Raw genomic sequence first — 14,059 nt, forward strand, 5'->3', positions numbered from 1 at the left:
GTTTGCGGACATCCGACTCAGTCGGAAGCCCCCGAACCGTCCGCGATGGCGTGGATGGGCCGCTTGATGGGCTGCTCGATGGGCGAGGGTTCCGGTTCCGACCAGCGCCATTCGGTGATGTCGGTGCCGACCGGAACCATGGTGATGCAGTCGACCGGACAGGGCTCGATGCACAGCTCGCATCCGGTGCATTCCTCCTCGATCACGGTGTGCATCTGCTTGGCGGCCCCGAGGATGGCATCCACCGGGCAGGCCTGAATGCACAGGGTGCAGCCGATGCAGATGTTCTCGTCGATGATCGCGACGGCCTTCTCCTGCTCTTCTTCCTCCAGCGGGGTGGGCTCGCGGTCGAGCAGGTCGGCCAGGGCCTGGACCGTGGCCTGACCGCCGGGCGGGCAGCGGTTGATGTCCGCCTCGCCGGCGGCGATGGCCTCGGCATACGGCCGGCAGCCGGGGTAGGAGCACTGGCCGCACTGGGTCTGTGGCAGCAGGGCGTCGATCTGGTCCACCACCGGATCGGACTCGACCCGGAAGCGCTGCGCGGCGAACCCCAGGATTACCCCGAACGCAGCGGCCAGGCCACCGATCGCGAGGATGGCGTAGAGCACGCTCACAGCCGCACCAGCCCGGAGAAGCCCATGAACGCGAGCGACATCAACCCGGCGGTAACCATGGCGATGGCACTGCCGCGGAACATCACCGGCACATCGGCCACGGCGATGCGCTCGCGGATCGCGGAGAACAGGATCAGCACCAGCGAAAAACCGACCGCGGCGCCGAAACCGTACAGGGCCGACTCGACAAAATTGTGTGCCTCCTGGACGTTGAGCAGGGCCACGCCCAGCACCGCGCAGTTGGTGGTGATCAGCGGCAGGAAGATCCCCAGCACGTTGTAGAGCAGGGGCGAGGTCTTGCGCACCACCAGCTCGGTGAACTGCACCACCGCCGCGATCACCAGGATGAAGGCGATGGTGCGCAGGTATTCCAGCCCGAGCGGGGTCAGCAGGTATTCATTGATCACGTAGGAACTGACGGCGGACAACGTCAGCACGAAGGTCGTGGCCAGGCCCATGCCGGTGGCCGTCTCGACCTTGCGCGAGACCCCCATGAACGGGCACAGGCCCAGAAACTTCACCAGTACGAAGTTGTTCACGAGGATCGTACTGATGAGGATCAGGACGTATTCCACGAAAAATCCGAGTCGTCAGGTCAACAACACAGTATCGGCGACGGGCGGTGCCCGCTCAACCCTGCCCGCGACGGGGCCATTGCCCTTTCCGGGCGCGAAACCTAGGGAGACGCTGATTGAATCGCACGTCCGCGCTCGAGTCGCTTTTGCGTGCGAACAAGGCGCGGTGACTGCCGTGCAGTCATTCTGCACAAAGGAGCCGCAACGCCGTTCCCGCGCCCGTTGTTGATCATAAAAACGGGCGGCCGGGCCCCTGCTTTCAATAGCTTGTGGGGTTGGTGCACCCTGTTCCCCGATCCTGCGTTGCGCCTCTTGCGGGTAGAACCACTACCCGCTACACGACGCGCCTTGTCTCGGAAAACAGGGGGCACCAACGCGGACGTGCGATTCAATCAGCGTCTCCCTAGTCCGGCGCGTGGCAGAGGCCGGGAATGTCGAGTCAGATTAGCGCCCGTCGGCGGTGTCGGAGATGAGCGAGGTCAAGGGCCGCACCGGATGGTCGTCCTCGGCCTGGGGGTCCGCGGCCGGGCGAGCGGTCAGCAGCCAGGCCTGGTGGGCGGCGTCCAGCTCGTCACGGCGGGTGGACAGCACCAGCACGGTCTCCGGCGTCAGGCCGATCTCCTCCGCGAGACGACGGTAGCTGCCGGCATCGCGGCGGCCACCGATGCGGGTGTCGAACAGTCCGGTCAGGTGTTGTTCGACCTCCGGGTGCGGGCCGTGGCGCAGCCAGTCGCGCTGTACCGGTGCCGGGGTCGCGCCGAAGCTGTACAGGGCCACTCCGCTGCGGTGCAGCCGGTCCAGCGTCGCGGCGGTTTCCCGGGAGAGTTGTGGCTGCAGGGCCCCGGCCTCCAGCGCATCGGCCCAGACCATCCCCTGGAGCTGGCGCACCGGCGTGATGTCCTGCCCGCCCCGGATCCACGCGCGGATCTGGGACAGCAGCCCGTCCACGTCCAGCTCGCGCCCGGAGTAGGCGAGGATGTCCGTCAGCGTCCGCTGGACCGCGGTGGACTCGGCGTGACGCTCGAGGAAGTCCGGCAGCGCCTCGAGGGCGTGTGGTTCCAGCGTATCGCGCAGCACGCCGGACGGGGCGAGGACTCCCTCGAAGGCCAGGATGACGGCCTGGGGGGCGGGGTGAGCGGAGGTCGGGGTCATAGGGGTAGCTGGCGGGCCAGCGTTTCGCATTCGAACATGAACTCGAAGGCCTCGGTGCGCTGCATGGCCCGTTCCACCGTCTCGCCCCAGGTGTAGAGCCCGTGACCGCCGATCAGGTAACCGGCAAGTGCCGGGTCGCGGTCCATGGCGGCGTCGACCCGGGCGGCCAGCTGCTGCATGTCCGGCTCGTTGGCGAACACCGGGATGCGGATGCCGCGCGCGGGGTGTTCGCAGCCGGGGAGTTCGCGCAGGGCCTCGTAGTCGCGCAGCAGCAGTGAGCCCGTGACCTGCCGCGACAGCACGGTACCCTGCACGCTGTGCGTATGCAGGACGGCGCCGAGCTGCGCGTCGCGGCGGTACATGATGATGTGCAGGAAGGTCTCGGGGCCGGGTTCGCCGCTGCCGGTGACCCGATGCCCTTCGAGATCCACCACCATGAAGTCGTGGGCGTCCAGCAGGTCCTTGCTGCGCCCCGGGGCGGTAATCACGATATGCCGGTCGTCCAGACGCGCGGAGAAGTGCCCGGTGCGCGCGGGGAGCCAGCCGCGGTCCGCGAGTTCGCGTCCGGCTTCGGCCAGCAGGCGAACCTGCGCTTTGAATTCGGGGCTTTGTTCCATGCGTCCGGGTGTCGACAAAAGAGCGGCAGCTTACGCGAGGCTCGGGTGCAAATCCATGGGCCGCGCGCGTTCCATGCCGTTCTCGTCGGTTGCGGTGGGCATCACTTGACGCGCATGCCGGGGCGGGCCCCGTCATCCGGGTTCAGGATGTAGAGCTCCGACCCACCCGGGCCGGCGGCCAGCACCATGCCCTCGGAGACGCCGAAGCGCATCTTGCGCGGGGCCAGGTTGGCGACCATCACGGTATACCGGCCGATCAGGTCCTCCGGGGCGTAGGCGGACTTGATGCCGGCGAATACCTGGCGCGTCTCGGAACCGATATCCAGGGTGAGTTTCAGGAGTTTGTCGGCGCCGTCCACGTGCTCGGCATTGGCGATGCGGGCGATACGCAGATCGACCCGGGCAAAGGTATCGAAGTCGATGGTCTCGGCAATCGGGTCCACGTTCGCCTCCGTGGCCTGTTCAGGGGCCGCGTTGTCGGGGCTGGCGGTCTCGCGGGCGGCCAGAGTGGCCTTCGAGGCCTCCAGCAGCTTTTCGATGGTCTCCGGCTCGATGCGCGTCATCAGCGGCTTGAACTTCTGGATGGAACGTCCGATCAGGGGTTCGCGGTTCGCCCAGCGGGTGTCGTCCAGGTTCAGGAACGCGGCGGCGTCGGCCGCCAGCTTCGGCAGCACCGGGGCGAGATAGACAATCAGGATGCGGAACAGGTCCAGCCCCTGGGTGTTGATGGCCTGCACCTCGGCCTCGCGACCTTCCTGCTTGGCCAGCACCCAGGGCTGGGCCTCGTCGATGTACTGGTTGGCCTGATCCGCCAGCGCCATGATGCGGCGCATCGCCTGGGCGAACTCGCGCCGCTCGAATGCCGCCGCGATCGCCTCGCCCTCGGCGACGAAGGCGTCGTGCAGGTCCGGGCGCGGGAGTTCCGCGGCCAGCTGGCCGTCGAAGCGCTTGTGGATGAAGCCGGCGCAGCGGCTGGCGATGTTGACCACCTTGCCGACCAGGTCCGAGTTCACGCGCTGCACGAAGTCGTCCAGGTTCAGATCCAGGTCGTCGACCCCGTCCCCCAGTTTGGCGGCCAGGTAGTAGCGCAGCGATTCGGGGTTCAGGTGGTCCAGGTAGTCGCGGGCGCGGATGAAGGTCCCGCGCGACTTGGACATCTTCTGGCCGTTGACCGTCAGAAAGCCGTGGCAGAAGACCGCCGACGGGGTGCGAAAGCCCGCGCCATGCAGCATGGCCGGCCAGAACAGGGTGTGGAAGTAGGCGATGTCCTTGCCGATGAAGTGGTACAGCTCGGCGTCGGAGTCCGCGCCCCACCAGGCGTTGAAGTCCAGGCCCTGCTGCTCGGCGAAGGCGCGAAAGCTCGCCATGTAGCCGATCGGGGCGTCCAGCCACACGTAGAAGTACTTGCCCGGGGCGTCGGGGATCTCGAAGCCGAAGTAGGGCTTGTCACGGGAGATGTCCCAGTCGCTCAGGCCGGTCTCGAACCATTCGTCCAGCTTGTTGCGGATCGCGTCCTGCAGACGGCCGGAGCGGGTCCAGTCGCGCAGGAAGGCCTCGAAGTCGCCCAGCTTGAAGAAGTAGTGCTCCGAGGCGCGGGACTCCGGGCGCGCGCCGCTGATGGCCGATACCGCGTCTTTCAGGTCCATCGGGCTGTAGGTCGCGCCGCAGGCCTCGCAGGAGTCGCCGTACTGCTCCTGCGCGCCGCATTTGGGGCAGGTGCCCTTGATGAAGCGATCCGGCAGGAACATCCCGGCCTCGGGGTCATAGGCCTGGTCGATGGTGCGGGTCTCGATGTGCCCGGCGTCGCGCAGGGCCTTGTAGATCTGGCCGGCCAGCTCGCGGTTCTCGTCGGAGTGCGTCGAGTGGTAGTGATCAAAGCCGATCAGGAATTCGCTGAAGTCGGCCTCGTGTTCCTGGCGCACCCGCGCGATCAGTTCTTCCGGCTCGATGCCCTCGGATCGGGCCTTGAGCATGATCGGCGTGCCGTGGGCGTCGTCCGCGCATACGTAGATCACCTCGTGGCCCCGCGCACGCTGGTACCGCACCCAGATGTCGGTCTGGATGTATTCCACCAGGTGCCCGAGATGGATCGGGCCGTTGGCGTAGGGCAGGGCGCTGGTGACGAGGATCTTGCGCGGGGTTTCGGTCATTGCTTGGCTCGTGATGGGCGGCGCCGGGCCGCGGGTGCAGGGGCGCTATTGTCGGGTGTGTCCGGCGGCTTGTCGAGGCGCAGCGCGGGCTGGGCCCGCTTGTCCACAGAAGCTGTGGATAAGTCTGTGGGAAACCCGGTGGAATCGGTCGCTACCCCTTGCCACACAAGGGCGCATGACAAATTGGTTAAAAATCGACCAACCCAAAAGAAATCCAATAAAACATGAACTTAAACAACTATTGTGCAGCGTTTTGGACGTTTGTGCGGCTATCTAGGCCTGTCTTCCCCGTATGCGCCATGTTTGTGCATAAAACCGTTGCGAAAGGCTTGACACCCGGCCGGATGAGCATGTTTGGGCCCCGGGAAAGGACTGGCACTGCGTGTTGCCATTGGCGTGCCGTACCGGTGCCAGTAGAATCGCGCGGTCACCCTTCAATTGCTGGATGGAACGAACACCATGGCCGAACTCTCGCGCGAGCAGATCGAAAACGCCCTGAAGACTGTTCAGGACAAGTACCTGGAGCAGGATTTGGTGGCCGCCGGCGCGGTCAAGGACATTCAGGTGGAGGGCGCGCGCGCCTCCATTGCCATCGAGATGGGCTACTCCTCGAACGGCTATCACGACGAGCTCCGCGCAGCCATCCAGGGGGCGCTGGCCGGTGTCGCCGGGCTGGAATCCTCGGAAGTGACCATCAACACCAAGGTCACGACGCACGCAGTTCAAAAGAGCCTCAAGCCGATGGCGGGGATCAAGAACATCATCGCCGTGGCCTCCGGCAAGGGCGGGGTGGGCAAGTCCACCACCGCGGTGAATCTGGCGCTGGGCCTGGCGGCCGAGGGCGCGCAGGTCGGCATCCTGGATGCGGACATCTACGGCCCCAGCCAGCCGCGCATGCTGGGCATCAAGGGCAACCCGGAGTCCAAGGATGGCAAGAGCATGGAGCCGCTGGAGCGCCACGGCGTACAGGCGATGTCCATCGGCTTCCTGATCGAGGAGGACACGCCGATGATCTGGCGTGGCCCGATGGTGACCCAGGCGCTGGAGCAGCTCCTGAACGAGACTAACTGGAAGGATCTGGACTACCTGATCATCGACCTGCCGCCGGGCACCGGCGACATCCAGCTGACGCTGTCGCAGAAGATTCCGGTGTCCGGCGCGGTGATCGTGACCACGCCGCAGGACATCGCGCTGCTGGACGCCCGCAAGGGCCTGCGCATGTTCGAGAAGGTCGAGGTGCCGGTGCTGGGCATCATCGAGAATATGAGCATCCACATCTGCTCGAAGTGCGGCAACGAAGAGTACATCTTCGGCCAGGGCGGTGCGGAGAACATGGCCGAGGAGTACGGCGTGGATATGCTGGGCGCCCTGCCGCTGGACATCCGCATCCGCGAACAGGCCGATGGCGGCGAGCCCACCGTGATCGCCGACCCGGATGGGCGTATCGCCGAGATCTATCGCGAGATCGCGCGGCGCACCGGCGCCAAGCTGGCGGAGCAGTCCAAGGACTACAGCAGCAAGTTCCCCAATATCGTGATTCAGAACAACTGATCCGGCGAACCGCCGACCAGGGACAGGGCCAATGAGCATCAAGTCGGACCGCTGGATCCGGGAGATGGCCGAGACGCAGGGCATGATCGAGCCCTTCGAGCCCGGCCAGATCCGCTACCGCGACGAGGAGCGGATCGTGTCCTACGGCACCTCCAGCTACGGCTACGACGTTCGCTGTTCGGATCATTTCAAGATCTTCACCAACATCAATTCCAGCATCGTCGATCCCAAGGGCTTCGACGAGGGCAGCTTCGTGGATGTGCAGTCGGATGTCTGCATCATCCCGCCCAACTCCTTTGCCCTGGCGCACACGGTGGAGTACTTCCGTATCCCGCGCGATGTGCTGACCATCTGCCTGGGCAAGTCCACCTATGCCCGCTGCGGCATCATCGTGAACGTGACCCCGCTGGAGCCCGAGTGGGAGGGCCACGTGACGCTGGAGTTCTCCAACACCACGCCGTTGCCGGCCAAGATCTACGCCAACGAGGGTGTGGCGCAGATGCTGTTCCTGCAGTCCGACGAGGTCTGCGAGACGTCCTACAAGGATCGCGGCGGCAAGTACCAGGGGCAGCGCGGCGTCACCCTGCCGCGGACCTGACACCCACCAAATCCCCCGGAGGACCGCCATGCGCATCGTGATCGCGCTGGGCGGCAACGCCCTGTTGCAACGTGGCGAGACCCCCTCGGCCGAGGCCCAGCAGCGCAACGCGCAACAGGCCGCCGAGGCGATCGCCGCCGTGGCGCGCGAGCACGAGGTGGTCGTCACCCACGGGAACGGGCCGCAGGTTGGCCTGCTGGCCAATCAGGCGGAGTGCGATCGCATCGCCTGGCCGCTGGACGTTGTCGGCGCCGAGAGTCACGGCATGATCGGCTACATCCTGGCGCGCGAGCTGCACAACGCACTGGGGCATGACCGGGTGGCGAGCCTGCTGACGCAGACCGAGGTCGACCCCAACGATCCGGCCTTTGGCCATCCGGAGAAATTCATCGGCCCCACCTGGGATGAGGCCCGTGCTCGTGCACTGGCCGACGAGCGCGGTTGGGATATCGCGCCCGACGGCGAGGGTTGGCGGCGCGTGGTAGCCTCGCCCGAGCCGCAGCGGCTGCTGGGCATGGAGGCGGTACGCTCCCTGGTGGATAGTGGCGCTGTCGCGATCTGCGCCGGGGGTGGGGGTGTGCCAGTCGCGCGCGACGCGGCCGGGCGCCTGCAGGGCATCGAGGCTGTGGTCGACAAGGACCTGACGGCCGCCCGTCTGGCCGCGCATGTCGAGGCCGACTGGCTGCTGATGCTGACCGATGTCGACGGCGTCTATATGGACTGGGGCACGCCGGACGCTCGGCGCTTGAAGGCCCTGCTGGTCACGGCCGTGGAGCCGGCGGCCTACCCCGCGGGTTCCATGGGCCCGAAGATGGAGGCGGCGCGGCGCGCGGCGCAAGGCGGCATCCGGGTCGGGATCGGTGCGCTGGGGCATGCCGCTGATATCCTGGACGGCCAGGCCGGGACCCGCATCCTGCCGGTCGGGGCCGTCTGACAGCGAATCCGCAGCCAGGCGGGTCTCAAGGGCGTGTGCCAAGCCCGTGATCTTCACGCCGGCGCTTGCGCGACGGGCCGTGGGCTTGCACGCTTTGACCTGAAAACACCCGAGAGCGATAGCGATGCGAGAGATTCAGCGAGCGACCCCCCTGGTGATCGGACTGACCGCCGTCGGCCTGCTGGCACTGGGCTGTGGCAACGGCGCGCCGGAGGAGGAGTCGGCGGGTGCACCCCAGAGTCTGGGGGAGGGGGGGCTGACCCCTCAGGACATGTCCAGTGACGAGGCACGGCGTCCGCAGCAGTCCGGCATGCCGGCCGCGGACGTGAAGCGCACCACGGACTGACGGACTCGCGGGGGCGCCTGCCCATGCGTGCCCCGTGCCCTCACCACATCAGGTCATCGGGAACGACGTAATCCTTGTAGGGGTCGTCCGGGTCGGGCTCGGACGACGCATCGTCCTCGGCCGGAATCACCAGCGGCCATTCCGGATCGCGCTCGCGGATGCGGTCCGCTGTCTCCCGCGGAATGACCCGGAAGCCCTTCTCCGGCCGGATATCCAGCCCCGCAATCGCGGCGCGCCCGTCGGCCAGGCGCTTTTGCAGATCCGCTGTCACCGGTAGGTGACGGATCTGCCCCCCCTGCTGAAAGTGATAGTCCAGCGCGGCATCGCCCGTGGGGATCGGCGCCAGGTGGGTGCTGACCAGCTCGCGGATCTGCGCGTGGCGGGCGCGGCGTTCGGCACGCTCCTGCTGTTCGCGGTTCTTCTGCCGCGAGCGTTCGGCCTGCTCGGCCTTGCGCGCCTCGGCCACGCCCGGCTCGGGGCCGGTCTTGCGGTCCTTCTTCTTTTTCGCGTTGCCCTTTTGCGCCTGATGCTTTTGCGCCTTGGCCTTGCGAACCTGTTTTTCGTCCACCAGCCCCGTCTTCAGGAGCTGGGTGCGCAGATCGTCGGACATGAATCCTGCCGTGTAGGGTCTGTATGCCGGGGAGGATAGCCGGAACCGCCAGCGCATGCAGCCGGCATGCCGCTACGTACGTCCCTGCGTGGACACGCTATTGAGAACACCGATCCGGAGTGTGTGGCGCGTCGCGGATCTCGGCCTCCGGCAATGCGGGGAACAGCGTGTGCAGTCGGCGCCGGTGGTTCACGGCGTGGGACCGGCTATCCGGCGTCGAGAGCTGGCGGGCCTGCGCGAGCAGTTGCAGGCCCGCCAGGCGCTCGCTCTGGAGTTCGAGCGCGAGTACCGCGCGGTAGAGCGTGTCGCGCTCGGGGGTGTGCAACTGGCGGCGCAGGGCGCGGATGCGTCCGGTGGCTGAGGTCTGCCAGCGGCGGGCGGTTTGCGCGAGCCGTTGCCACTGAGAGGTCGTCAGCGGTCGGGGGTACCACAGGGCGAACAGCGCCAGCATCACATCCACCCCGAAGTCCTCCTGCCAGCGCAGCAGGCGCGCGCGTGCATCGGGGTCGGCCCAGAGGGTTCCGGCGAAGCTCCAGAAGGCCTCGAAGCCCGTCGACGGCCGTTCCGGGATGCCTCCGGATTCAGGCACTGCTCGCGGCGGAGGAGGTGAACGTCACCCCGGCGGTGTTCCGCAGACTCTCGGGCTCCAGGATCTCGAGGTCGCGGGTGTGCAGGCTGATTACGCCCTGGTTGCGCAGCTGGGTGAACAGTCGGCTGATGGTCTCCTGGGTCAGGCCCAGGTGGTTGGCGATGTCGGCGCGCGACATCGGCAGGTAGAACCGCTCGGGGGACAGGCCGCGAGTGCGCTGGCGTTCCGACAGCCCCACGAGGAATGTCGCCAGGCGCTGCTCGGCCGTGCGCTGGGCAAGCAGCGCATGCAGGCTTTCGTCCTGCGCGAGCTCCTGGCTCATCACGCTCATCATGTGCTGGCGGAACGTGGGCAGGCGCCCGGCGAGGTCGTCGACATGCCCGTAGGGCACGGCACAGACGCTGGTGGATTCCAGGGCCACGGCACTCACCGGGTGCTTGCCCGAATGGATCGCGTCCAGTCCCAGGAGGTCGCCGGCCAGGGCAAAGCCCGTGATCTGTTCAGTGCCGTCATCGGAGATCAGCACCGTCTTCAGCGCCCCCGTGCGGACCGCATACAGCGCGTCGAACTTGGCCCCCATGGTGAACAGGGCCGCGCCCTTGGCGATCGGCCGGCGCTGCTGGACGATCTCGTCGAGCTGCCAGAGCTCGTCCTGCGGCAGGCCGACCGGCAGGCAGAGCTGGCGCAGGGTGCAGTGCTGACAGGCTTGGGTGGGTCGTAGCGTCATGAGTGCAGGGTAGCCGTTTTTTCGGAATTGGGGAAAGGGATTTTCGGGGTCTGCCATCACGCTCGGGAATGCGCTACTGTCCCTGTGGAATGCAGGTGATTCGGGTCGGGGTTATTACGGGTCTCGAAGCGGCGCCGGCCGCCCACTTCACCGCGCGCGGCATCAGGCATGGACAACGCGAGATAACAATATTTAGACTCAGTTTACATTGGGTGGCGCGGCAACGGCCTGGAACCCACGCGTTGCGCACGGGCCGCCGAGACAAGGACAGGGGTCAAGATGATCGAGCGGTTACTCGAGCAATACATGCGCTACGGGACCTTTGTGCTGCGGCACCCGGATGGCCGCGAGCAGCGTTTCGGTAGCGGTACGCCGGAGATCACGATGCAGCTGCATGACCGGGCGGCGCTGCGCAAGATCGGTCGCGATCCGGGGTTCCAGCTGGGCGAGACCTACATGAACGGCATGTGGTCGCCTGGCCCCGAGGGCCTGCAGGTGTTCCTGGATGTGGCTATGCGCAACTTCGCGCCGATGTTCCAGCAGCGTGTCAATCCGGCGGTGCGTATGCTCCGGGCGCTGATCGAGCAGGGCAACAAGGTGGCGCGCTGCTATCAGAACATCGCCCATCATTATGATGTCGACGAGTGGCTTTATCGCCAGTTCCTGGACGAGGGCATGTTCTACAGTTGTGCCTACTTCGAGCGGCCCGATATGACGCTGGAGGAAGCGCAGCAGGCCAAGTGCGCGATGCTGCGCAGGAAGCTGCGCCTGGAACCCGGCATGCGGGTCCTTGATATCGGTTGCGGCTGGGGCGGCCTGGCCTTCCATCTGGCCGAGCACGCGGACGTGCAGGTCGACGGCGTGACACTGTCCCGGGAGCAGCTGCGGGTGGCCCGGGAGGAGGCCGGGCGACGCGGGCTGGAGGACCGGGTGCGGTTTCTCTACCAGGACTACCGCGAGCACGAGGACCAGTACGACCGGATTGTCAGCGTCGGCATGTTCGAGCATGTCGGCACACCCAACTACGGTACGTTCTTCCAGCGGGTACACGACCTCCTGACGCCCGACGGCATCGCCGTGCTGCATACCATCGGGCGGCAGGAGCCGCCGGGCACCTCCAACCCGTGGCTCAGCAAGTACATCTTTCCGGGCGGGTACACCCCGGCGCTGTCCGAGGTGATGAGTGCGCTGGAACCCACCCCGCTGTACACCACGGACATCGAGTTCTGGCGGCTGCACTATGCCGAGACACTGGCTGAGTGGTACCGCCGCTTCCAGAAGGTCCGGGCCGAGGCCGTGACGCGCTTTGACGAGCGCTTCTGCCGCATGTGGGAGTTCTATCTGGCCAGTTGCGAGGGGACCTTCCGCTGGTGGGGACAGGTGGTCTTCCACGTGCAGATGGCCAAGCAGCAGGACGCGGTGCCGCTGACGCGCGACTACCTCTATCGCGACGATGCCTCCGAGGTGGTCTCGATCCCGCCCGGCGAGGCCCAGGCACGGCGCAGCAACGCGGCCTGAGGGGTGGCCGAATGCGCCGGGAACGGCGCGAAAACGGGGCCCGGAGCGCGCGAACCGAACGTACTTTCCCTACACTAATGGGGACGTTGCGGCCATGCCGGCGGTGACCATCCATTCCGGAGCAGGGGCGCGTGTTCGGTCGCTTTCGTAAACGCAGGGAGGCACCGGGTCAGGAAGACCCGCAGGCCGTCGGGCCGTCGCAGGAGAACGTCCTGATCGAGGCGGCCGGCCGCAGCCGCATCACCGAGGTGGCGGCCACCGCGCGGCGCGTCCCCTGGTCGCTCAATTTCCTCCAGCTGCTGTGGGCGGCGGGACCGGTCACGTTCCTGGCCATGCAGGGCGGGTATTTTCTCGGTTTCGGGCATGCCGCCCCGGCACAGAACTTCATCTTCTTCGCCGTCTACACCCTGCTGTTCGGGGTGATCGGCCTGGTGGCGCGCTTTGTCGCCGATGCCACCCGCGGCAAACGCCAGGAACAGTCGCGCGACCAGCTGCGCAACACGATCGACCTGCTGCCGGACCTGCTGTTCGTGACCCGTGATCTGGCCATGAGCGAGCTCGCACCGGACATGCGCCGGCGCAAGGCGGCCGAGGTGCTGCTCCACGAGGTGGATATCTCGCCCGAGGGGGTGGCCGTCGCGGTACGCGAGATGACCGGCGATACCAGCCTGGCGGCTGCCGCGGAGCAGATCGAGATCTATCGCCGCCTGGGCCTGCGCTCGCGTGTGGGCGATCTGGTGGGCGCGACCGAGGATTCGCGGCTCGCGGCTCTGGAGAAGCTGCACCACGAGGCCCCGGAGGTCGCCGACCTGCTGCGCGATCGGCTGCGCGGCGTGGCGCCGACCCAGGAGGATGGCGTGCGCCGGGTGGACCAGTTCCTGGACCGCCTGTTTTCCGCCGCCGATGCCGACGACCTGGCCCGGTGCACCCTCGACGATGTGCAGGCGATCTTCGTGCTCGCGTTCGAGCTCGTGAACGGGCGCCAGATCAAGCGCCTGAGCTTCGAATGGTCCGGTGGCTGGCAGCTCGGGGCCGCCCTGGACCGACTGGAATCCCAGGGCAACCGCTTTCGCGTGGCGCAGGCCGGGGTGGTCAGCCGCCTGCGCTCGCTCGGTATTCTGCTGTCCCAGAGCGATGCCTCGGGGCTGGATCCGCAGGCTCTGCGCGAGCCCGTAACCGACCTGGGGCGCCAGGTCCTGGAGGCCCTGCGCACCCTGGAGGATCGGGAACCGGGGGAACATTCGCCGGACGGGCAGCTCCTGGGACTGGCACTGCGGCGGGTCGAGGACCTGCGCGAGGCGCGCGACCAGCTGATGCAGGCGCAGAGCCGTTACGCCAATGCGGTGGAGCGCTGGGAGGCCCTGCGCCGCGCCCAGGTGGAGAAGCGGGGCGAGAAGCGCTGGTTCAAGCGCAGTGTGCGCGGTATCCGGGTCAGCGAGGAGCTGATCGAGCTGACCGATGACCAGAAGCTGAAGCTGGCCAACGACTTCTGCAACTTCCTTAAGGAGTTGAAGATCCAGCGTGAGGGCGACCTGTTCTACTTCGGAGGGGCAGCGCTGGACGCCGAGACGGCCAAGCGCATCGGCATCCAGCTGGCCCTGATCCTGGAGCCGCTGGTGGACCTCACCAACCCGAGCATCCAGCGTGCGATCTACGCCAACCCGGCCGCGTATCTCGGGGGGCTGTATGTGGGCATGAGCGCGGATGCCAAGGCGGGTCTGGGCTCGGCCATGGTGCGCAAGGTCCGCCAGGATCTCGGGCGCATGGCCGAATGGCTGGCGATGCGCCTCACGCGTATCTATCACCTGCCTTTGAGCGATTCGATGCGCGATTTCCTGGTCGAGCAGTACGGCGCCAACCGCGAGCGCCTGGACATGCTGGCAACGCATGCCGGCGACGAGTCGCATCCCGTGGCACTGCGCGCCGAGCGGTCGCCCGAGTTTGACGCCATGCTGCAGGACAAGACCTGGGGCCTGCTGCTGAAGCGCGGGACCCGCTATCTCCACGCCGAGGAGCGGCGCCGCCGCTGATGATCCGTCGCGACAGGCCTGGTTCGACGGTTCCGGTTGTGCGAGATC

General features: G+C 66.9%; 14 protein-coding genes. 6 read left to right on the forward strand and 8 right to left on the reverse strand.

Translation table 11 applies throughout. The annotated features are described in order from the left end of the window. Positions 1-17: 17 nt before the first annotated feature. The 5 genes from rsxB to metG form a co-directional block, all read right to left on the reverse strand. Entirely contained in the window at positions 18-614 is a 597-nt protein-coding gene (rsxB, locus tag D107_RS0100115) for an electron transport complex subunit RsxB (protein ID WP_018880448.1), read from the reverse strand. Then, entirely contained in the window at positions 611-1,189 is a 579-nt protein-coding gene (gene rsxA, locus D107_RS0100120; protein ID WP_018866879.1) for an electron transport complex subunit RsxA, read from the reverse strand. The genes rsxB and rsxA overlap by 4 nt, the downstream gene beginning before the upstream one ends. A gap of 444 nt (positions 1,190-1,633) precedes the next feature. Then, positions 1,634-2,341: a hypothetical protein gene (locus D107_RS0100125; RefSeq protein WP_018878386.1), complete on the reverse strand. Its 708-nt coding sequence runs from the start codon at positions 2,339-2,341 to the stop codon at positions 1,634-1,636. Continuing rightward, positions 2,338-2,958 carry a methylthioribulose 1-phosphate dehydratase gene (mtnB, locus tag D107_RS0100130; protein ID WP_018866877.1) on the reverse strand — a complete coding sequence of 207 codons (621 nt, stop codon included), beginning with the start codon at positions 2,956-2,958 and terminating at the stop codon, positions 2,338-2,340. The genes D107_RS0100125 and mtnB overlap by 4 nt, the downstream gene beginning before the upstream one ends. A gap of 101 nt (positions 2,959-3,059) precedes the next feature. Further along, a complete protein-coding gene (gene metG / locus D107_RS0100135) occupies positions 3,060-5,108 on the reverse strand; it encodes a methionine--tRNA ligase (RefSeq protein WP_018880449.1) in 2,049 nt (682 codons plus the stop codon). Positions 5,109-5,567: 459 nt separating this feature from the next. Here metG and apbC point away from each other — a divergent pair, with 459 nt between their 5' ends. The 4 genes from apbC to D107_RS0100155 all read left to right on the forward strand — a co-directional run bounded on the left by apbC (position 5,568) and on the right by D107_RS0100155 (position 8,537). Continuing rightward, positions 5,568-6,659: an iron-sulfur cluster carrier protein ApbC gene (apbC, locus tag D107_RS0100140; RefSeq protein WP_018880450.1), complete on the forward strand. Its 1,092-nt coding sequence runs from the start codon at positions 5,568-5,570 to the stop codon at positions 6,657-6,659. A gap of 31 nt (positions 6,660-6,690) precedes the next feature. Continuing rightward, positions 6,691-7,257 carry a dCTP deaminase gene (dcd, locus tag D107_RS0100145; protein ID WP_018866874.1) on the forward strand — a complete coding sequence of 189 codons (567 nt, stop codon included), beginning with the start codon at positions 6,691-6,693 and terminating at the stop codon, positions 7,255-7,257. A gap of 28 nt (positions 7,258-7,285) precedes the next feature. Further along, positions 7,286-8,191 (forward strand): carbamate kinase, encoded by a 906-nt coding sequence (locus tag D107_RS0100150; RefSeq protein ID WP_018880451.1) that lies wholly within the window; start codon positions 7,286-7,288, stop codon positions 8,189-8,191. Between the two features lie 124 nt (positions 8,192-8,315). Then, the gene (locus D107_RS0100155) at positions 8,316-8,537 is read left to right on the forward strand and encodes a hypothetical protein (RefSeq protein WP_018878383.1); all 222 of its coding nucleotides are present in this window, start codon (positions 8,316-8,318) and stop codon (positions 8,535-8,537) included. Positions 8,538-8,577: 40 nt separating this feature from the next. Here the strand turns inward: D107_RS0100155 and D107_RS0100160 are convergent, their stop codons facing one another. The 3 genes from D107_RS0100160 to fnr form a co-directional block, all read right to left on the reverse strand. Next, positions 8,578-9,147, reverse strand: coding sequence for a DUF2058 domain-containing protein (locus D107_RS0100160; RefSeq protein ID WP_018866871.1), 570 nt, complete (start codon positions 9,145-9,147; stop codon positions 8,578-8,580). A 97-nt stretch (positions 9,148-9,244) separates the two neighbouring features. Beyond that, positions 9,245-9,736: a DUF2390 domain-containing protein gene (locus tag D107_RS0100165; RefSeq protein ID WP_018880452.1), complete on the reverse strand. Its 492-nt coding sequence runs from the start codon at positions 9,734-9,736 to the stop codon at positions 9,245-9,247. Continuing rightward, on the reverse strand, positions 9,729-10,463 hold the full coding sequence (gene fnr / locus D107_RS0100170; RefSeq protein ID WP_018866869.1) for a fumarate/nitrate reduction transcriptional regulator Fnr: 735 nt from the start codon (positions 10,461-10,463) through the stop codon (positions 9,729-9,731). The genes D107_RS0100165 and fnr overlap by 8 nt, the downstream gene beginning before the upstream one ends. Positions 10,464-10,742: 279 nt before the next feature. Here fnr and D107_RS0100175 point away from each other — a divergent pair, with 279 nt between their 5' ends. Both D107_RS0100175 and D107_RS0100180 read left to right on the forward strand, forming a co-directional pair. Further along, positions 10,743-11,981: a cyclopropane-fatty-acyl-phospholipid synthase family protein gene (locus tag D107_RS0100175; protein ID WP_018866868.1), complete on the forward strand. Its 1,239-nt coding sequence runs from the start codon at positions 10,743-10,745 to the stop codon at positions 11,979-11,981. Between the two features lie 131 nt (positions 11,982-12,112). Then, complete coding sequence (locus D107_RS0100180; RefSeq protein ID WP_018878381.1) at positions 12,113-14,011, forward strand: hypothetical protein; 1,899 nt, start codon at positions 12,113-12,115, stop codon at positions 14,009-14,011. Positions 14,012-14,059: the final 48 nt, after the last annotated feature.

The organism is Thioalkalivibrio sp. ALE30, from assembly GCF_000377465.1.
In the GTDB taxonomy this organism is placed as follows: Bacteria; Pseudomonadota; Gammaproteobacteria; order Ectothiorhodospirales; family Ectothiorhodospiraceae; genus Thioalkalivibrio.